The following is an 18,946-nucleotide window of genomic DNA, read 5'->3' on the forward strand; positions in this document are numbered from 1 at the left end:
AGTTCCCAATTTCCCTAGCATAAATCAACATCGTGGCGATGTGCTGACGGCAGTCCGTGCATTACATGCGAGGAGCACCAGCGAAAACGCCGTACATTCACCTACCTATACGCGGAACGAACCCCAAAAGTTCCTGAACCCCTTCGACCTTTCCACGCCTGTGGGGCGTTACGAACAATGGGTTACGATCAGGTTACCGGATCGCGCGTCAGCGCCCGCCGGCGGATGGCTGCGCTGTCGACGAATAGACTTTCTCCCCCGAAACCCACGTTTCGAGGACCTTGGTCTGGCCCAACTGGTCGGGAGAGGCCAGCATCGGGTCGCGATCGATCACGATGAAATCGGCTCGCTCCCCCCGGGCGAGGCGACCGAACCGACCTTCCGCGAAACCGGCATAGGCGGCATCGGCGGTGAAGGCGGCGAAGGCGGCCTCCCTGCTGACCCGTTCCTGCGGCATCCACCCGCCGAACGGCTCCCCCCGCGCGTCTTGGCGTGAGATCGCGGCGGCCCAGCCCGCGAAGGGATCGGGCGCCTCTACCGGCGCGTCCGACCCGAAAGCGAGAGTCGCGCCTGCGTCCGCCAGGCTCTTCCACGCATAGGCGCCCTGCAGCCGGTCCGGACCCAGCCGCGCCTCCGCCATCAGCCGGTCGGAGGTCTGGTGGGTCGGCTGCATGGAGGCGATGATGCCGTCGCGCCCGAAGGCGGGAATGTCCCCCGGTGCCACGATCTGCGCGTGCTCGATGCGCCAGCGGCGGTCGCCTGTATAGGTCTGCGCGAGCTCCTCGATCGCCAACAGCGCCTCGCGATTGGCGGCATCGCCGATCGCGTGGATCGCCACCTGGAAACCGTCCATCGACGCGCGGCTCATCAGATTGCGCAGTTGCGCGGGGTTCAGCAGGGGCAAGCCCCTGTTGCCGGGATCGTCGGCATAGTCGGCGGTCAGCCAGGCCCCGCGCGATCCCAGCGCCCCGTCGAGATACAGCTTTATCCCCCCGGCGCGCAGCTTGTCGCCATAGAGCCACGGGGTAGGGCGCGGCCCGGCGATCGTCTCCAGCGCGTCGAGCCCCGCCGCATAAGCCATGATCCGGACATTGAGGTGCCCTTCGTCACCCGCCCGGCGGAAGGCCTGCCAGGCGGGCACGTCAGTGCCCATGTCGGCGACGGCGGTGATTCCGTTCGCCAGCAGCAACTTCTGCGCTTCGCCCAGCGCGATGTCGTAATCGAGCGGGCGGGGCTGGGGCACCGCCTGGCGCACGAGAGGCATGGCCGCGTCCACGAACACGCCCGCGGGCTTTCGCGAGCCCGCCACGCGTTCGATGCGGCCGCCGACGGGGTCCTTCGTAGATGGGGTGATGCCGGCCTGCTCCATCGCTGCGGAATTGGCCCAGATAGCGTGTCCATCTACCCGGTCGAGCAGGACCGGCCGGTCGCCGACCGCCTGATCGAGCTCCGCCGCAGTGGGGAAGCGGCCCAGCCCCCATTTCTCCTGATTCCAGCCGCGGCCCAGGATCCAGGGCCGATCGGGATGCGCGGCGGCGAACGCGCCGATCCGGGTCAGCGCATCGGCCAGCGAGGTGGTGTCCGAAAGGTCGAGCTCAAGCTGCGCGAACCCCAGGTCCATGACGTGCGCGTGGGCGTCGATCATGCCCGGAATGACGATGCGGCCACGCCCGTCGGTGCGATAGGTGGTGCCCTGCGGGCGCTTGTCACCGCGGTGGAGCACCTGCAGGATATGCCCGCCATCGTCGATCCACAGGCCGGTGAAGCGGTCGACCTTCCCCTCGTCGTCGAGGCGAATGCCCTCGATATTATCGACCAGCACGTCCGCCTGGGCAGGCGCGGTAAGGGACCAGAGCGCGAGAGCGGCGAGGAAGTGGCGACAGAGAATGGAGACGGCTTTCATGGGCGCAGGGATTATCCTGCACATGCGCCGGTGCCAATGCCGTTTGCAGCGAGCGGCGCATGATCCTAAGGCCGCGCAATGAGCAGATCCGAGCCCGAAACCGCACAGCCCGGCGTGGAAGCGCTGACGATAGATGACGTACGCGCCGCCGCGAAGCGGATCGAGGGCGCGGTGGTCCGCACGCCGACCATGCATTCGATTACGCTGTCGCAGATCACCGGCGCGGACATCTGGCTCAAGTTCGAGAATCAGCAGTTCACCGCCGCCTACAAGGAGCGCGGCGCGCTGAACGCATTGCTACTGCTGGACGAGAAGCAGCGCGAGCGCGGCGTCATCGCGGCCTCCGCGGGCAATCACAGCCAGGGGCTTTCCTATCACGGCACCCGGCTGAACGTTCCCGTCACCATCGTGATGCCGCGCACCACGCCCGTCGTGAAGGTGATGCAGACCGAAAGCGTCGGCGGCAATGTCGTGCTGGAGGGGGAGACCTTCGACGAAGCCAATGCCCATGCCCGCAAGCTGGAGCAGGAGCGCGGCCTGACCTTCGTCCATCCCTTCGACGATCCGGACGTCGCGGCCGGGGCGGGCACCGTGGCGCTCGAAATGCTGGAGGATGCGCCGGAGCTCGACTGCATCGTCACGCCGATCGGTGGCGGCGGGCTGATGTCGGGCATGTCGACCGTCGCCCGCGCGCTGAAGCCCGACATGCTGATCGTCGGGGTCGAATCGGCGCTCTATCCGTCCATGCATTCGCGGGTGAAGGGGCTGAACGAGGATTGCGGCGGCGATACGCTGGCCGAAGGTATCGCGGTCAAGGCTCCGGGCGAGTTTACCTCGCAGGTAATTGCCAAGAACGTCGATGAAATCCTGCTGGTGGACGAAGCTGCGCTGGAAAACGCGGTCGCGCTGCTGTTGCAGATCGAAAAGACCGTGGTGGAAGGTGCCGGGGCGGCGGGCCTGGCGGCGATCCTGGCCGAGCCGGAGCGTTTCGCCGGGCGCAAGATCGGGCTGGTGCTGTGCGGCGGCAATATCGATTCGCGGCTGCTCGCCAACGTGCTGCTGCGCGATCTCGCGCGGCAGGGTCGGCTGGCCCGGCTGCGGATAACGCTGAAGGATCGGCCGGGCGCGCTGTTCCGAGTGATGCGCCTGTTCGACGCGCACAATGTGAACATCATCGAGATCTATCACCAGCGCATCTTCACCAACCTTCCGGCCAAGGGGCTGATCACCGATATCGAGTGCGAGGCCCGCGACCGGACCCAGCTCGAAGCGCTGGTGGCGGAGCTGCGCGAGCAGGGTTACGTGGTGCACCCGGTGGAACTGGCCTGACGGGGAGGCTGCGGGTCGGGGCGACCGGTTCGTGGGCGAATTACCCACATTCCATGGTTAACTCCCTTTAATCAATTCCGCGCTTGCCCCATATCACGCCTTCTCCGGGTGCGGACTCGCCGCCCCGCAAAGGACAGGCTGACCAGCACGTGACCGCCCCCGTACGTTTCCCGCGCTTCTTCGTCACCAGCCCCGCGCCGTGCCCCTATATCTCGGGGCGGACGGAGCGGAAGGTGTTCACCGAACTGCGCGGTTCGCATGCGGAGGCGCTGAACGAGGCGCTGGGGCGGATCGGTTTCCGGCGCAGCCAGACGGTCGCCTATCGCCCCAGCTGCGTGGATTGCCAGGCCTGCGTTTCGGTGCGGGTGGTGGCTAACGAGTTCGCCCCGTCGGCGACGCAGCGGCGTGTCCTGCGCCGCAATTCCGACCTGATCGTCAACGAATGCCGACCCTGGGCGACCGGCGAGCAATACGACCTGCTGCGCTCCTACCTCGCCCAGCGGCACCCCGAAGGGGGCATGGCCGGAATGGAGGAAACCGACTTTGCGGATATGGTGGAACATACGCCTGTATCCAGCTATGTGGTCGAATATAGGGAACCCGATGGCAACGGTGGTGCTGGCCGACTGATCGGGGCCTGCCTCACCGACCGGCAGCGGGACGGGTTGTCGATGATCTACAGCTTCTACGACTCGAACAATGAGAAGCGTCAGGGTCTTGGCAATTTCATCATCCTCGATCACATCCGGCGCGCCGCCGAAGAAGGACTGCCCTACGTCTATCTCGGCTACTGGGTGCAGGGTTCGGGCCGGATGGATTACAAGATTCGCTATCGCCCCCTCGAACGGCTCGGCCCGCAAGGATGGGCTCGCATGTCCGCCGAAGAGCAGGACACGCTTATCCGCGCCGCCACGTCCGGAAAGCGGGTCGACGCCCCTGCCGGGTGAAGCGCGCGCGCGGTCCCGCCGTGCCGCGCTGCTGATTGCCCTTCTCCTCGCAACGCATCCCCTGCCACTCGCGGCGCAGACCGCGTCGGCGGATGACGAGCTGCTGAAGGAGCTGGTTCCGGACGAGGCGGTCGCCGATCCCGAACAATGGGCTGCCGACGGGGTCCCGCCCGAAGAGCCGACGCCGATCGACAACGCCGAGGCACCGATCGAGAGCTCGCTGGACCCCGACAGCCCCATGGCCGAGCTGCCCGACATGGGTGTCGAATGGCCCGATACGCTGGAGTTGCCCCCGCTCGAACGGCTCGAACCCGACGAGGACGCCGCACAGTTCGCCGCCCCCGAGCTGGAGGGAGAGGATCTCGCCGCCGGGCTGGTGGAAGAGAGGCTGAGCGATCAGCTGGTGCTCGCTTTCCCCGCCGACGAGACCGCATTTCCGCTGCGCCAGGAATTCATCGAGCGCTACAAGGCGCTGTCCACGATCGAGGAATACGGCAGCAAGGATGCCAATATCGCGCAGCTGGCCGCGCGCGCGAAGAAGGACACCGAGCTGCTCGACCAGATCCTACGCAATTACGGCTATTACGACAGCCAAGTGCAGCGCACGGTCAGCGCCGTTCCCGCCGCCGATGGCGAGGCCACGCGGCCGCAGGTGCGCTTCGATATCGTGCCGGGGCCGCGCTACCGCTTCGGCAGCATCGACCTCGGCCAGCTGGCAAGCGCGCCGGATGGAGACTACCTGCGTTCCGCGTTCGAAATTCAGTCGGGCGATCCGCTGTCGAACGACGCCATAGTCGATGAACAGTTCGATCTCGATACCGCATTGGGCGAAGCGGGTTATGCCTTTGCCGAGATCGATTCGCCCAGCCTGCTGATCGACCACGAGGAGACGATCGGCGACCTGTCCATGGCGGTGCGTCCGATGGGGAAATACCGGTTCGGCGCGGTCACCAGTTCAGAGCCCGATTTCCTGTCGGGCCGCCATCTTGCGGACATTGCGCGATTCGATCCCGGCGACATCTATCAGCGCAGCCTGCAGCTCGACCTGCGCCGCGCGATCACCGCGACCGGGCTCGTCTCTTCCGTCACGGTAACCCCGCGCGAGGTCGAAGCGCCTAGCGGGAACGAGCCCGGGGTGGTCGATCTGGACGTGAGCCTGCGCAAGGCCCGGCTGCGCACGATCGCGGGCGCGATCGGCTACGGCAGCGAGGACGGCATCCGGCTGGAGGCGAGCTGGGAGCATCGCAACCTGTTCCCGCCCGAAGGCGCGCTGCGCGTACGTGGTATCGCGGGGACGCAGGAACAGCTGTTCGGCGTGACGTTCCGCAAGAACAATTTCGGCGAGCGCGACCGCATCCTGAATATCGACGCCTATGCCAGCACGCTGAACAACCCGGCGTTCGACGCGAACACCGTGTCGCTGGTGGGAACGCTGGGCAAGGTCAGCAACCTGCTGTTCCAGAAACCCTTCAGCTGGAGCGCGGGGCTGGAACTGGTGGCGACGGACGAGCGCCCGGCGGATTCCAGCCAGCCGCGACAGACCTATCTGATCGCCGCCCTGCCGCTCTACGCGCAGATCGACACCAGCGACGATCTGCTCGATCCCGAACACGGGTTCCGGGTCGCGCTGAAGCTGTCGCCCGAGGTCTCGCGCACCAATGGCGCGGAAAGCTTCTACCTGCGCGGGCGGCTCGACACGTCCTATTACTACAGCGTCAACGACCGCATCGTGGTGGCGGGACGCACGGCCTATGGCTCGATCGTCGGCGCGGACCTGTTCGATATCGCGCCGTCGCGGCGCTATTATGCCGGCGGCGGCGGATCGGTGCGCGGATACGGCTATCGGACCATCGGCCCGCGCGATGCGGAAGGCGATCCGACCGGCGGGCGTTCGGTGGTGGAGGGCGCGATCGAGGCCCGGATCAGGACCGGGCTGTTCGGCGGGGCGGTGTCCGTCGTTCCCTTCATCGATGCAGGCTCGGTCAGCACCAGCACCGTGCCTGACTTCGATAGCGTCAAGATCGGCGCGGGCGTCGGCGTGCGCTATGCCACCGGCTTCGGGCCAATCCGGCTCGATGTCGGCGTGCCGATCAATCCCGGCCCCGACGACAGCCCCGTCGCGGTCTATGTATCGCTGGGCCAGGCTTTCTGATGGACGAAGCCGAGACCCCACCACCCGTGCAGGATGGCGCGGAAGCGGAGCCGGCGCCCGGCCGCCGCCGGTCCGGACGGGGCCGAAAGCTCGCGCGCGGCGTCGCGCTGGGCATCATCGGCCTCGTGGTGCTGGTGATCGTGGCGCTCGCCTCGCTCAACACGCAGATCGGCAAGCGCTTCATCGCGGAGCAGATCGCGCAGCAGAAGATCAGCAAGACCGTCAGCGTGTCGATCGGCAATATCCGCGGCGACATCTACGGATTGTTCGGCCCGGCGCGGCTGGAGGATGTCGTGCTGTCGGACGAGAACGGCGAGTTCATGCGCATCGAGAGCGCCCGCCTGAACTGGAAGCCGTACAATTACTTCTTCAACGGCGTGGATATCGACGCGCTGACGGTGAACGGCGCGGTGCTGAAACGCCTTCCGACGCTGGGCAAGAGTTCGCAGGAGCCGGGCGGCCTCGCCGTCCATGTCCGTCATCTCGACGTGAACGACCTGATTCTGGCGAAGGGGCTGGTATCGCCCGACAAGGCCTATCGCGTCGATCTGACCGGCTCCCTGGAGCTGCTGCCCCGGCGGACCGTGGTGAAGGCGACCGGCAGCAGCAGCGGCGGCGACCGGTTCGCGGTGGACTTCGATTCGCGCAAGCAGGACAATGTCTACAAGGTCGCGCTCGATTACCGCGCGAGCGCGACCGGTCTGATGGCGGGCCTGACCGGGGCGAAGGTGCCCTATCGCGTGCGGATTACCGGCGACGGCGCGTGGGACGCGTGGAACGGCCAGCTCGGCCTGGTCCGCGCGGGCGAGACCATCGGCGGCTTCGCCCTGACGAAGCGCGGCGATCTCTACCTCCTCAACGGGCGGCTGGACGCCTCCGGAATGGTTTCCGGGCTGCCGGAGCGCGCTTTGGGGGATCAGGTTCTGGTGACCGCCGCGGGGCGGCTAGTGGAGGACACCACCGCCGCCGGGATAGCCTTCGACCTTCGCGGGCGGGGCCTCGACCTGCGCGGGCAGGGCGGGATCGACTACTTCAACCGCGCGGTCCGCAAGATGAGGCTGGAGGGCGATGTACGCGACCCGGCGCTGTTCGGATCGGGCGTTGCCATCAGGGGCGGGCGCTTCGAAGGCGTGGCAGACGGTTCGCTCGACAATCTCGCCGTGAAGCACACTTTGGCCGTGGATCGCATGGAAATCGGCACCGCGACCCTCACCAGCCTGACGCAGAGGGGCACGGCGCGCTGGACCGGGAAGCGGCTGATCCTGCCGCTGGACGCAGCGATCGGGCGGATCGAGACCGGCAATGCGTTCGTCGATCCCCGCCTGATCAGCGGTCGGCTGATGGGCGATCTGGTGCTCGACGGCAACCGGCTGAGCTCGCGCCAGCTGCGCCTCGCCTTCCCGGGCGCGAGCGCGCAACTGGCGTTCGATGGCAATCTCGCGACGAACACCTACCGGCTGCGCGGCCCGGCGGCAGTCAACGGCCTGCCGTTCGAGACCGTCGGGATCGTCAACGCGGCGGCGACGATCGATTTCACGCTGCCCGACAATGGCAACTGGACGCTCGATGCCAATTTCCGCGGTCAGGTCCCCAGGGTTACGAACGACACGATCGCCAATCTGGCCGGGCCGCAGTTGTCCTTCGGCGGCGGCGTCTCGCTATCGGCCGCCGGACCGGTCACCTTCCGTCAGGTCCGCCTCGATTCGCAGAAGCTAAACCTCGTGCTCGACGGGACGGTCAGGGGCAGACGCACGACCGTCGCGGGTCGCGGACGCTCGGCCGATTACGGTCCCTTCACGATCGAGGCGGCGCTGACCGATGCCGGGCCGACCGCGACGCTGGTATTCGCCGATCCGCTGCCCGCGGCGGGCCTGAAGGATGTGCGCGTGGCGCTTGCCCCCACGAAGGAAGGCTTCACCATCGATACGCAGGGCGGATCGCTGCTCGGCGATTTCGAGGGCACGCTGGGCCTCGTAATGCCCAGCGGCGAGCCCGCGCGGATCGACATCCAGACCTTCCGGCTATCGCAAACGCAGGTCAGCGGCGGATTGACGCTGGGCGATGGTGGCGTCGCCGGCACCATCACGCTCGCCGGTGGCGGACTGGACGGCACGATCGACCTTGCGCCCCGCAACGGTGCGCAGGGCTTTGCCGCGAAGATTACCGCGCGCAACGCCGCGCTGGGGCCGAGCTACATCGCCCGGGCGGATATCGATGCGAGCGGGACGCTGGGCGGGTCGAACACCGACCTGGAGGGATCGGTCTATGCGCGCGGCGTGCGGCTGGGCACGCTGTTCCTGGGCCAGGTCGCGGCACGCGCGCAGGTGTCGAACGGGATCGGGCAGGTGACGGGGTCCGTGGCGGGCGCGCGCGGCAGCCGCTTCGCGCTGCAATTCGACGCGCAATTCGGCGGTGACCGGATCGCCCTCATCGCGCGCGGGTCCTATGCCGGGCAAGCCATCACCATGCCGCGCAGGGCCATCCTGACCCGGCAACCCGAGGGCGGCTACACCCTGGCCCCGACGCAGATCACCTATGGCGATGGTGCCGTGGTTGCCAGCGGAAGGCTGGGCGGGGGCGACACGCAGCTGTCGCTGGCGCTGGAAGACATGCCGCTGTCGCTGATCGACGTCGCCGTGGCCGATCTGGGCCTCGGCGGGAACCTGTCCGGCACGATCGACTATCGCGCGCAAGCGGGCGGGCCGCCGACCGCGGACGTCAAGGTGAAGGTGCAAGGGCTGACCCGCGCGGGGCTGGTCCTCACCTCGCGGCCGATCAACCTTGCGCTGGTGTCGCGCCTCACCGCCGACCGGCTGGAAGCGCGCGCCGTTATCGACGACGCGCAGAGCCAATCCGGGCGCCTCCAGTTGCGGATCGCCAACCTGCCGAGAGACGGAACTCTGCCGGAGCGGTTGCGCGCCGGCGAACTGTTCGCGCAATTGCGGTATCGCGGCGCGGCCTCCGCGCTGTGGCGCCTCGCCGCGGTCGACGCGTTCGATTTCACCGGCCCGGTCTCCCTCGCCGCCGATGCCACCGGCACGCTGGCCCAGCCCGAGGTACGCGGATCGCTCGCGAGCGACGATCTGCGCGTGCAGAGCGCGCTGTCGGGGACCGATGTCCGCAACGCGAAGGTGGAGGGCACCTTCCGCGGCTCGCGCCTGCAGATCAACCGTTTCAGCGGCACCGCAGTGAATGGCGGGCGCGTGTCGGGCAGCGGGGTGGTCGACCTCGCCAATCTGGGCGCGGGCGTGGGTCCGGAACTCGATCTCAGGATCGCCGCCAGCAATGCGCGACTGTTCGACGCCAACGGGCTGACCGCCACGGTGACGGGGCCGATCCGCATCGTCTCGAACGGCATCGGCGGCACCATTGCGGGACGCCTGCTGGTCAACCGGGCGAGCTGGAAACTGGGCACGGCGGCGGAGGATTATCGCCTGCCCCAGATCGAGACCAAAGAGGTCAACGTACCCAGCGACCGCGCCCCGGCACGCCGCGCGCGCGTGCCCTGGAACTACCTCATCGATGCCCGTGCGCCGGGTCGCGTCGACGTGGATGGGCTCGGGCTGGACAGCGAATGGAGCGGCAATCTGCGCGTGCGCGGCACAACCGACGAACCGCGCCTCGGCGGCTCCGCGCGGTATGTCAGCGGCGGATACAGCTTCGCCGGCACTCGGTTCGAACTGACCAAGGGGCAGATCCGGTTCGACGAGAGCGGACCGATCGATCCCCAGGTCGACATCGCCGCCGAGACGACGCAGAACGGTCTGTCGGTGACCGTGACCGCCACCGGCAGCGCGACCCAGCCGGAGATCACCTTCACCTCCACACCTTCGCTGCCGGAGGAGGAAATCCTCGCGCGCCTCCTGTTCGGCGGGTCGATCACCAGCCTGTCGGCGACGGATGCGTTGCAGCTGGGCTCCGCGCTGGCATCGCTGCGCGGCGGGGGCGGGATGGACCCGATCAACCAGCTGCGCACCGCGATCGGGCTCGACCGGCTGCGCATCGTCAGCGCCGATCCCACGATCGATCGCGGCACGGGCGTGGCGCTGGGCAAGAATATCGGCCGCCGTTTCTATGTCGAGCTGATCACCGATGGGCGTGGCTACACCGCCACCTCGGTCGAATTCCGGATCACGCGGTGGCTGTCTATCCTCGCGACGATTTCCTCGATCGGGCGCAACAGCGTCGCTGCGGAGGCGAGCTACGATTACTAGGCTGGCGGGTTCGGCGAGGTGGGCGGCGCATCGTCCGGCGCCAGCGCCATCAGCCCATCGATCGGCAGGATCGCGCCATTGGTCGCCGGGGTCGGATTTCCCGTCAGCGTAGCACTCTGACCCGATTCGCCGGTGACCTGAATAACCTCGCCTTCGCGCGAGAACGTGACGAGCGTGTCGCCCAGGGTGCGCATCTGGATCTTGCCCCCGTGGCGGTCGATACTCTGCCTGATGGCTTCAAGGGTGATATAGCCGGGGAGGATTTGCTGCCGGATCGACGCCACCAGCAGAGGGCGACTTTCCACGCCATCTTTCGGCTGGCCGCCCTCCGTGTCGGCGAAGGCGGAATTGACGGGGGCGAGCACGGTATAGACGCCGCGCCCATCGAAAACCGACCCGAGTTCCGCCTCGTTCACCATGGTCGCGAAATCGGACAGGTCCGCGGTGCTCGCCACCGCCGTGGCGAGCGTTTCGGTCGGCAGGCTCTCGGGCGGCGTCGCTGTTCTATCGTTGTCGCACGCGGTGAGCGTCAAACCGGTCGCCGCGAACAGAGCGCAAATCAGTTTTCGCGAGGCTCTCATGTCAGCAGCTCGATGACCGCGTTCACCACTTGGGTCCGGGGATCGACGCGATAGATGTAGCCATCGCCGTAGCGATAATTCGCGTTCTCACTGTCGGCATACCGGTCGCGATAGCCCAGGGGGACGTTGTAGACGTCGTAACCCGCCGGTAGCCGGTCGCCGACCGATACCCGGTCGCCGGTCAGGATCGCGGCGACTGCTATGATCGCCTTGCTGGCGGGATCCACCCGATAGATGACGTCGTCGGCATAGCGATAGCTGTTGTCGGGGCCGAGGTCGTAGAAGTTGCGATAATAGTCCGGAACGGTGACCGGTCCGTATGCTCGCGGCCAGATCGACCCGATCGACAGCGCGCCGCCCAGCAGCGGGATATAGCTGGAGATGCGGTCCCGCGCATCGAGCCGGACGAGATAACCGTCCCGCAGATAATAGCTGCCCTGTGAGGGGGCGCGCATACCGAAATGGGATGGAGAGAACCGGCGCGTCGCGGATTGAAGCAGACCCGGGGCCATGCAGCCGTTCTCTTTATTGGCGAGGCCCGGCGGGCAACCCCTCAGCGGGGCGAGCTGCCGCGCCGCGAAGCGTTGCATGTCCTTCATCGATGCGACCGACGCGGTCTTCGCCGGCTTTGGCGTCGCTACCACCCGACGAACCGGCGATGGCCTGGACGGGGGTGATGGGGTTCGCCCGGCGGGCTGGCGAACGTCCTGAGGTCTGGCCCGGACCGTGTCTTTACCGCCTTCACCGGCCGAGACCTTGGGTGCGTTTCGGGCAGCGGCTTTTGCGCGTTCTTTTTGTGTCTCGGCGACCTTGGGGACGGGGAGGGAAATTTCGGGTCGTTCACTGCCGGTAGTCGCGCGCACCTTGGGTGAGGGGCGCGCATTATTTCCTGGTTTATCGGCCGCTTTTGAAGCGGCGGGCTTTGTACCTTGCTGGTCGGGTCGCGCCTGCGCGAGCCCGCTCGCCACCGCGACAAGCGCGATACCGGCGATCAAACTTCGCATTTGTTAGACTCCTTTGACTCCGCAACGCGACCTTGAGCGGGATGGTTCCGGAACTTGTAAACCTCGTCTGACAAGAGCTCTTGACAGTCAAGAACTCTTGTCAGTAAAGAGCTCTTGTCAGGCAGGAGGAATTGTGGACCGATGCGTAACACGCTGAAGGAACAGCGGGAGCGGCGGGGATGGAGCCAGGGAGAACTGGCCCGCCGGCTGGGCGTTTCGCGCCAGACCATCAACGCCGTCGAAACCGACAAATACGATCCCTCGCTGCCATTGGCGCTGCGCATGGCGAAGCTGTTCGGCGTGAGCGTGCCGGATCTTTTCAAGGACGACTGGGAGCCGCAAGATGATGAAGATTGAAGATCGCACCAGCGGGGAAGTCCGCAAATGGCGCAAGTTCGCAATATCGCTGGGGGTAGGCGCCGTATGCGGCGGGCTCTCGTCGTTCCTCTTCCTGTCGCTCGTCGACGGGACGTTCGACCAGTTGGGTAAAAGCGGGGAGGTCGCCGGGCTGGTCGCCCTCGTCTACATCGTCACCGGGCTGGCCCTCGGCTTTGGCCTGTTCATCCCGAACCTCGGTGCCCGCTTCCTGAATGTCGAGGACAGCGACGAACTGCGCGAACAACGGGCCCAGCTGGCCTTCGCCTCGGCGGGCACGACGGCGGCGGGGATCGCGCTGATGATCGCGGCGCTGGCAGCGCCCGCGGGTCCTATAGCCGCTCCCGTCGCGCTGGCGGGGTTCGCGATCGCCATGCTGATATTCGTAATAACATCGGTGGGGACGGCGAAGCGGCAGGATGAGTTCATGCGCGCGATTTCACGGGAAGTCGCTGCGCTGGCATTCTATCTGATCGCGCTCACCGGCGGCGCATGGACCCTGATGGCACATCTGGGCCTCGCCAACGCTCCAGCTCCGCTCGACTGGCTTACCATGATGTGGGCGGTGCTGCTTCTTGCGGCGTTCGGAGTGTGTGCCGGCCGAGGCTTGCTGAAACCGCGCTGAGCCGAGGTTGGCGGGTTGCACGAAAAAGGGGGCGCCGGATCGACTCCGGCGCCCCCTTTTCAGTATCGGCAGGCCCGGTATTACGAGCTGTAATACATGTCGAACTCGACCGAGCTGGGGGTGGTTTCCCAGCGCAGGACGTCTTCAAACTTGAGCTCGATATAGGCCTCGATCTGGTCCTTCGTGAACACGTCGCCCTTCAGCAGGAACTCGTGGTCCGCCTCCAGGCTTTCCAGCGCTTCGCGCAGATTGGCGCAGACCGTCGGCACCTCCGCCAGTTCGGCGGGCGGCAGGTCGTAGAGGTTCTTGTCCATCGCCTCGCCCGGGTGGATCTTGTTCTGGATCCCGTCCAGGCCCGCCATCAGCAGCGCCGCATAAGCGAGGTAGGGGTTGGCCATCGCATCGGGGAAGCGGAACTCCACGCGCTTCGCCTTGTCGCCCGCGCCGTAGGGGATGCGGCACGAAGCCGACCGGTTGCGCGCCGAATAGGCTAGCAGCACCGGTGCTTCGAAGCCCGGCACCAGCCGCTTGTAGCTGTTGGTGGTCGGGTTGGTGAAGGCGTTCAGCGCCTTGGCATGCTTGATGACGCCGCCGATGTAATACAGGCAGTTGTCCGACAGCCCGGCATAGCCGTTGCCCGCGAAGGTCGGTTTGCCATCGTCCCAGATCGACATGTGGGTGTGCATGCCCGACCCGTTATCATCCTTGATCGGCTTGGGCATGAAAGTCGCCGACTTGCCGTAGGCATGGGCGACCTGGTGCACGACATACTTGTAGATCTGCATGTTGTCGGCCGTTTCCACCAGCGTGGAGAACGTCAGGCCCAGCTCGTGCTGCGCGGCGGCCACTTCGTGGTGGTGCTTGTCGCAGTTCAGGCCCATCTCGATCATGGTCGAAACCATCTCGCCACGGATATCGACCGCGCTGTCGACCGGGGCGACGGGGAAATAGCCGCCCTTGGCGCGCGGACGGTGCGCCATGTTGCCCGCCTCGTAATCGCGGCTGGAATTGGTCGGCAGCTCGATATCGTCGATGCGATAGCCCGAGCCGGCATAACCATCCTCGAACTTCACGTCGTCGAACATGAAGAACTCGGCCTCCGGACCGACATAGACGGTGTCGCCGATGCCGGTGGACTTGAGGTATTCCTCGGCGCGCTTCGCGGTGGTGCGCGGGTCGCGCGCGTACCATTCACCGGTGCTCGGTTCCACGATGTCGCAGAACACGATCATCATCGGCGTCGCGCTGAACGGGTCCATGTACACCCGGTTCAGGTCGGGCTTCAGGATCATGTCGCTTTCGTTGATGACCTTCCAGCCCGCGATGGAAGAGCCGTCGAACATCAGCCCGTCTTCGAGCTCGTCCTCGGTCAGGATGCCGGCGACCATGGTCAGGTGCTGCCATTTGCCCTTGGGATCGGTGAAGCGCAGGTCGACCCATTCGACCTCGTTTTCCTTGATCTGCTTCAGGACGTCTTTTGCGGAAGCCATGCTGCTGTTTCCCTTCTTGGTAGCGATAGGTCGGATGTGTGCGATCGGGTCAGATCGCGTCGTTGTCGGTTTCTCCGGTTCGGATGCGCAGCGCGCTCTCGATCGTGGAGACGAAAATCTTGCCGTCGCCGATCCGGCCGGTCTGGGCGGTGTTCGCGATCGCTTCCACCACGCGGTCGGCGACATCGTCGGCCACGACCACCTCCAGCTTCACCTTGGGCAGGAAGTCGACGACGTATTCGGCGCCCCGATAGAGTTCGGTGTGCCCCTTCTGCCGGCCGAAGCCCTTCGCCTCGGTCACGGTGATCCCGGAAACGCCCACGTCGTGCAGCGCCTCCTTCACCTCGTCCAGTTTGAACGGCTTGATGATCGCTTCGATCTTTTTCACCGCTGGTGCCCTCTTGCATGAACGGCCGGGAGGCGCAGGGCAACGCGCCCCGCGGACCGGCGGTCCGGAAATATCTCCCGGGACGAGGTGCGATCCAAGAATCGTGCCAAGCTTCGCGCCTCCGGGATTCGAGCTGTCAGCCTAGGGGAAGCCGCAAGCGGGCGAAAGGGGGCGGGCCGGTGATCCGCCGCCGCTGCACAACATGCGGGCGCGGCTGCCTAGCAATTGGGCAGGCGCAGGCCGGTGGTCTCGTCAAGCCCGGCCATCAGATTGAGCGACTGGATCGCGGTGCCGCTGGCCCCCTTGCCGAGATTGTCCAGCCGCGCGACGAGGCGCGCGTGGAAGCCGCCATCGTTGCCGAAGACGTGAAGGGTCATGCCGTCGTCGGGCGCCGCGCCTTGCCGCAGCAGCAGTTCGTCGGGCACCAAGTCGTCGGCGACGGCGACGATGCGCGAACCGGCGTAGAATTCGCGCAGCGCCTCGCGCAGCCGGGCGGGCGTCGGCTCCGTATCCATCGCGCCCAGATGCAACGGCACCTCCACCACCATGCCGCGATAGGCGGGGACGACCGCGGGCGCGAAGATGACATCGTGGGCCAGCCCCGCATGGCGCTTCATTTCCGGCTGATGCTTGTGCGACAGGCTGTAGCCATAGCCGCGCCACGCAATGCCGGGCTCCTCTTCGAAGCGCTTGACCAGCGCCTTGCCCCCGCCGGAATAGCCGCTCACCGCGTTCATGGTGAAGGGCCAGTCCGCCGGCAGCAGCCCGGCCCGGACCAGTGGTGCCACGAGCGCAAGGAAGCCGGTCGGATAGCATCCAGGATTGCCGACGCGGGTTGCCCGGGCGACCGCATCGCGGCCGACCAGTTCGGGAAAGCCGTAGGTCCAGCCATCCGAGACCCGATGGGCGCTGGATGCGTCGATAACCCGCACCGCGCTTGCCGGATCGATCATCGCCACCGCTTCGCGCGCGGGCTCGTCTGGAAGGCACAGGATCGCGAAATCGGCCGCGTTCAGCGCGTCCCGGCGCGCGGCAGCATCCTTGCGCCGATCTTCCGCCAGCACCACCAATTCGAATTCGTCGCGTCCGCTCAGACGCTCCCGGATTTCGATCCCGGTGGTTCCCTCGCCCCCGTCGATGAAAACCGAATGCGCCATCAGGCGAGCGCCGAACGCCGCACATAGCCGCTCGGCCCGGTCGGGGCGACGCAGCCCCAGACCCAGCTCTCGGTCACGTCGAGCGCCTCGAACGCCGAACCTTCCGCCAATTCGGCGACGGTGTCCGAACGATCGTCGCGCGCGGCATACAGGGTGGCCGCGCCCTCGCGGACGGTCATCCGCACGGGGATGGCATAGGCGGCGACGAGATAGCGTTCGGCCAGCGCGATATGCGCCAGGTCGCCGCGGACCGGCAGAGTTCCGCTTTCGGGCACCGCCACCGGTCCGGTCAGGCCGACCTGACCCGCTGGTGGGGAGTAATCCGTCAGATTGCCTTCGCTGCCGTTCACTGAAACTTTCGACCTTTCGTGCCTGCGCGCCGCGCTTAGCGGGCCGGGGGGCAAGCGACAAGCGCCCGGGGGAGGGGCAGTCGGTTCAAGCGTCGGCGTAGCGCGCGCGCAGCATGTGCCACGCCGCCCGCAAGCCCAGCGCCTCGCCGCCCTTGGGCCGGCCGGGCTTGGGCGAGGGGCGCCATGCATAGGTATCGAAATGCGCCCAGTCGATGCCGTCGCCCACGAACTTGTCGAGGAACAGGCCCGCAATGCTGGCACCGGCGAACCCGTTGGTATGCGCGTTCGAGGTGTCGGCGATGTCGGAGTTGAGATAGTCGGCATAGGCCGCGGGCAGCGGCAATGGCCAGGGCTCGTCGTCATGTGCCTTGCCCGCCCGGATCAGCTCCGCCGCGGTTTCCTCGCGCCGGGTCATCAGCGCCGGGTAATCCGGCCCCAGCGCTACGCGCGCGGCACCCGTCAGGGTCGCGAAATCGATCAGCAGTTCCGGGTTCTCCTCGCTCGCGCGGGTGAGCGCGTCGCCCAGGATCAGGCGCCCTTCGGCATCGGTATTGCCGATCTCGACGCTCAGCCCCTTGCGGCTGCGCAGGACATCGCCCGGCCGGAAGCTGTTGCCGGAAATGGCGTTCTCCACTGCCGGAACGAACAGGTGCAACCGCACCGGCAACCCTGCGCGCATGACGAGGTCCGCCAGCGCGATCGCGTGCGCCGCGCCGCCCATATCCTTCTTCATGATGAGCATGCCGGAGGCCGACTTCACGTCCAGCCCGCCGGAATCGAAGCACACCCCCTTGCCGACCAGCGCGACGACCGGATCGCCCTCCTTGCCCCACGACAGGTGCATGATGCGCGGTGCGTGATGGCGCGCAGCCGCGCGGCCGACGGCGTGGACCATGGGATAGTCCTGTTCCAGCGAATCGCCGCGGGTGACGGAAAGCTTCGCCCCGTGTTCCTTGGCGAGGGCTTCGCACTCCGCCTCCAGCCCGGCGGGCCCCATATCCTCGGCCGGCGTGTCGACCAGGCGGCGCACGCGGCACACCGCATTGGCTTCCGCGATGGCGGGTTCAACGGCTTTGGCGTTCTTCGTCAGCAGGATGCGCGGGCCGACCGCGTTGTCCGGCTTCCGGTAGCGGGTGAAGGCATATTGCGCGGTCTGCCAGCCATGCAGGGCGGGGCCGGGCTCTCCCTTCGCCAGGCGATAGGTTCCAGCGGGCAGCGTCTCGGCGAGCTTCGCCAGGCACCAGCTCGACAGGCCGTCGGGATCGGCCACGCCACCGACCGCGAACCATTCCTCCGGTTCGGCCGAGCCGCCCGGGACGATTGCGGTCTGGTATCCCGACCCGTCGAAGCGCTGCGCGCGCAGCGTGGCGCGCTGGGCGGCGCTGAGGGTGGAAGCCCAGTCTTCGAACCCGTCCTTGTTAACGAGATGGATCGAAATGGCGTCTTGCCCGCGATCGGGCTGGATCAATGGCGTATCGGTCATGTAAGGCACATGGAGCGATCGAGGGCGCATGCCAAGGGTGCAATCCATCCTTGGCCGCCGCGCCGGATGACACAAGGGAAGGAAGCCGCGATGATCGTCAGACTGGCCGCGCCGGCAATGCTGCTCGCGCTCGCCCTCTCCGAATGCACGCCGGCCAGCGACATGGGCGACGATCTAGGGGTGCAGCAGACCAGCGACGCGGTGGCCACCGCGTCCGCCGGAGCAGAAGCCGATGGCGGCGCGCGCGACATCAAGGTGGAGAACGATCTCTACAGCTTCCAGTACAGCTACCCCGCGGCGGTGGGTGCGGTGCCCGAACTCGCCCAGCTGCTGGATGCGCGGGCGCGCGAGGGGGAGCAGGGCTTGGCGAAGCTGGCGAAGCAGGCGCGGCAGGACGCGCGCGAGAACGGCTTTCCCTACAACGCCTATTCGCAGAACACCGAGTGGAAGGTGATCGGGCGCACGCCGGAATGGATCAGCCTGGTCGCCGATGTCAGCAGCTATTCGGGCGGGGCGCACGGCATCTACGGCATCGATCCCGTCCTGTGGGATCGCGATGCGAAGCGGACGGTCCAGCCGCTTACTCTCTTTACCTCGCCCGAGGCGCTGTACGACGCGGTGGAGGAGCGGTTCTGCGAGAAGCTCGACGCCGAGCGGGCGAAGCGGCGCGGCCCGACCGAGGAAGCGAGCGAGGCGGCGGACAACCCGACAATCGACGAGTTCGACCAGTGCCCGCCGATGTCCGACCTGGCGATCGAGGTGAAGGCGAAGGGCAAGGTGTTCGATACTATCGTCATGTATGCCGGCCCCTACGTGGCGGGCCCTTATGTGGAGGGGGCATACGAGATACCGGTGGCAGTGGATGCCGCGGTGCGCGAGGCGGTGAAGCCCGAATACCGCAAGGCGTTCGGCGGCTGAGGCTCGCAATTCGCCTCCGTCCGCGCTAAA

Annotated in this window: 15 protein-coding genes; 7 read left to right on the forward strand and 8 right to left on the reverse strand. The window is 66.8% G+C overall.

The genetic code is table 11. From position 1 onward, the window contains the following. Positions 1–208 precede the first annotated feature (208 nt). Positions 209–1,903, reverse strand: coding sequence for an amidohydrolase (locus tag MKP08_RS07050; RefSeq protein ID WP_241555474.1), 1,695 nt, complete (start codon positions 1,901–1,903; stop codon positions 209–211). Positions 1,904–1,981: 78 nt separating this feature from the next. Here MKP08_RS07050 and MKP08_RS07055 point away from each other — a divergent pair, with 78 nt between their 5' ends. From MKP08_RS07055 to MKP08_RS07070, 4 genes are all read left to right on the forward strand, one after another. Next, on the forward strand, positions 1,982–3,232 hold the full coding sequence (locus MKP08_RS07055; RefSeq protein ID WP_241555475.1) for a threonine ammonia-lyase: 1,251 nt from the start codon (positions 1,982–1,984) through the stop codon (positions 3,230–3,232). Between the two features lie 149 nt (positions 3,233–3,381). Continuing rightward, on the forward strand, positions 3,382–4,179 hold the full coding sequence (locus MKP08_RS07060; protein ID WP_241555476.1) for an arginyltransferase: 798 nt from the start codon (positions 3,382–3,384) through the stop codon (positions 4,177–4,179). A 238-nt stretch (positions 4,180–4,417) separates the two neighbouring features. Beyond that, the gene (locus tag MKP08_RS07065; protein ID WP_241555477.1) at positions 4,418–6,331 is read left to right on the forward strand and encodes an autotransporter assembly complex family protein; all 1,914 of its coding nucleotides are present in this window, start codon (positions 4,418–4,420) and stop codon (positions 6,329–6,331) included. Beyond that, positions 6,331–10,545, forward strand: a complete 4,215-nt coding sequence (locus tag MKP08_RS07070; RefSeq protein WP_241555478.1) for a translocation/assembly module TamB domain-containing protein — start codon at positions 6,331–6,333, stop codon at positions 10,543–10,545. The genes MKP08_RS07065 and MKP08_RS07070 overlap by 1 nt, the downstream gene beginning before the upstream one ends. On the opposite strand, the gene MKP08_RS07075 is transcribed toward MKP08_RS07070, so the two are convergent. Then, positions 10,542–11,126, reverse strand: coding sequence for a fasciclin domain-containing protein (locus tag MKP08_RS07075; protein ID WP_241555479.1), 585 nt, complete (start codon positions 11,124–11,126; stop codon positions 10,542–10,544). The genes MKP08_RS07070 and MKP08_RS07075 overlap by 4 nt on opposite strands. After that, positions 11,123–11,770 carry a hypothetical protein gene (locus tag MKP08_RS07080; RefSeq protein WP_256970022.1) on the reverse strand — a complete coding sequence of 216 codons (648 nt, stop codon included), beginning with the start codon at positions 11,768–11,770 and terminating at the stop codon, positions 11,123–11,125. Before MKP08_RS07080 ends, MKP08_RS07075 begins: the two co-directional genes overlap by 4 nt. A 501-nt stretch (positions 11,771–12,271) precedes the next feature. On the opposite strand from MKP08_RS07080, the gene MKP08_RS07085 reads away from it, so the two are divergent. Both MKP08_RS07085 and MKP08_RS07090 read left to right on the forward strand, forming a co-directional pair. Beyond that, complete coding sequence (locus tag MKP08_RS07085; RefSeq protein ID WP_241555481.1) at positions 12,272–12,487, forward strand: helix-turn-helix transcriptional regulator; 216 nt, start codon at positions 12,272–12,274, stop codon at positions 12,485–12,487. Beyond that, positions 12,474–13,130: a hypothetical protein gene (locus MKP08_RS07090; RefSeq protein WP_241555482.1), complete on the forward strand. Its 657-nt coding sequence runs from the start codon at positions 12,474–12,476 to the stop codon at positions 13,128–13,130. Before MKP08_RS07085 ends, MKP08_RS07090 begins: the two co-directional genes overlap by 14 nt. A gap of 80 nt (positions 13,131–13,210) precedes the next feature. On the opposite strand, the gene glnA is transcribed toward MKP08_RS07090, so the two are convergent. The 5 genes from glnA to MKP08_RS07115 form a co-directional block, all read right to left on the reverse strand. Further along, positions 13,211–14,620: a type I glutamate--ammonia ligase gene (gene glnA / locus MKP08_RS07095; RefSeq protein ID WP_241555483.1), complete on the reverse strand. Its 1,410-nt coding sequence runs from the start codon at positions 14,618–14,620 to the stop codon at positions 13,211–13,213. 49 nt (positions 14,621–14,669) lie between these two features. Further along, complete coding sequence (locus MKP08_RS07100; RefSeq protein ID WP_241555484.1) at positions 14,670–15,008, reverse strand: P-II family nitrogen regulator; 339 nt, start codon at positions 15,006–15,008, stop codon at positions 14,670–14,672. A 218-nt stretch (positions 15,009–15,226) separates the two neighbouring features. Next, positions 15,227–16,165, reverse strand: coding sequence for an N-acetyl-gamma-glutamyl-phosphate reductase (gene argC, locus MKP08_RS07105; RefSeq protein WP_241555485.1), 939 nt, complete (start codon positions 16,163–16,165; stop codon positions 15,227–15,229). Then, positions 16,165–16,515: a hypothetical protein gene (locus MKP08_RS07110; protein ID WP_241555486.1), complete on the reverse strand. Its 351-nt coding sequence runs from the start codon at positions 16,513–16,515 to the stop codon at positions 16,165–16,167. Before MKP08_RS07110 ends, argC begins: the two co-directional genes overlap by 1 nt. Positions 16,516–16,600: 85 nt before the next feature. Next, entirely contained in the window at positions 16,601–17,998 is a 1,398-nt protein-coding gene (locus MKP08_RS07115; protein WP_241555487.1) for a M17 family metallopeptidase, read from the reverse strand. A 90-nt stretch (positions 17,999–18,088) separates the two neighbouring features. Between MKP08_RS07115 and MKP08_RS07120 the strand changes: the two genes are divergently transcribed. Further along, entirely contained in the window at positions 18,089–18,916 is an 828-nt protein-coding gene (locus MKP08_RS07120) for a DUF4163 domain-containing protein (RefSeq protein ID WP_241555488.1), read from the forward strand. Positions 18,917–18,946 lie beyond the last annotated feature (30 nt).

The sequence above is a fragment of the Erythrobacter sp. LQ02-29 genome, assembly GCF_022576075.2.
GTDB lineage: Bacteria > Pseudomonadota > Alphaproteobacteria > Sphingomonadales > Sphingomonadaceae > Alteriqipengyuania.

Excerpts from the sequence above, each read along its gene's own strand:
- MKP08_RS07050 (WP_241555474.1), bottom strand. The coding sequence starts at position 1,903 with ATGAAAGCCGTCTCCATTCTCTGTCGCCACTTCCTCGCCGCTCTCGCG.
- MKP08_RS07055 (WP_241555475.1), top strand. The coding sequence starts at position 1,982 with ATGAGCAGATCCGAGCCCGAAACCGCACAGCCCGGCGTGGAAGCGCTG.
- MKP08_RS07065 (WP_241555477.1), top strand. The coding sequence starts at position 4,418 with ATGGCCGAGCTGCCCGACATGGGTGTCGAATGGCCCGATACGCTGGAG.
- MKP08_RS07070 (WP_241555478.1), top strand. The coding sequence starts at position 6,331 with ATGGACGAAGCCGAGACCCCACCACCCGTGCAGGATGGCGCGGAAGCG.
- MKP08_RS07075 (WP_241555479.1), bottom strand. The coding sequence starts at position 11,126 with ATGAGAGCCTCGCGAAAACTGATTTGCGCTCTGTTCGCGGCGACCGGT.
- MKP08_RS07085 (WP_241555481.1), top strand. The coding sequence starts at position 12,272 with ATGCGTAACACGCTGAAGGAACAGCGGGAGCGGCGGGGATGGAGCCAG.
- MKP08_RS07090 (WP_241555482.1), top strand. The coding sequence starts at position 12,474 with ATGATGAAGATTGAAGATCGCACCAGCGGGGAAGTCCGCAAATGGCGC.
- glnA (WP_241555483.1), bottom strand. The coding sequence starts at position 14,620 with ATGGCTTCCGCAAAAGACGTCCTGAAGCAGATCAAGGAAAACGAGGTC.
- argC (WP_241555485.1), bottom strand. The coding sequence starts at position 16,165 with ATGGCGCATTCGGTTTTCATCGACGGGGGCGAGGGAACCACCGGGATC.
- MKP08_RS07115 (WP_241555487.1), bottom strand. The coding sequence starts at position 17,998 with ATGACCGATACGCCATTGATCCAGCCCGATCGCGGGCAAGACGCCATT.
- MKP08_RS07120 (WP_241555488.1), top strand. The coding sequence starts at position 18,089 with ATGATCGTCAGACTGGCCGCGCCGGCAATGCTGCTCGCGCTCGCCCTC.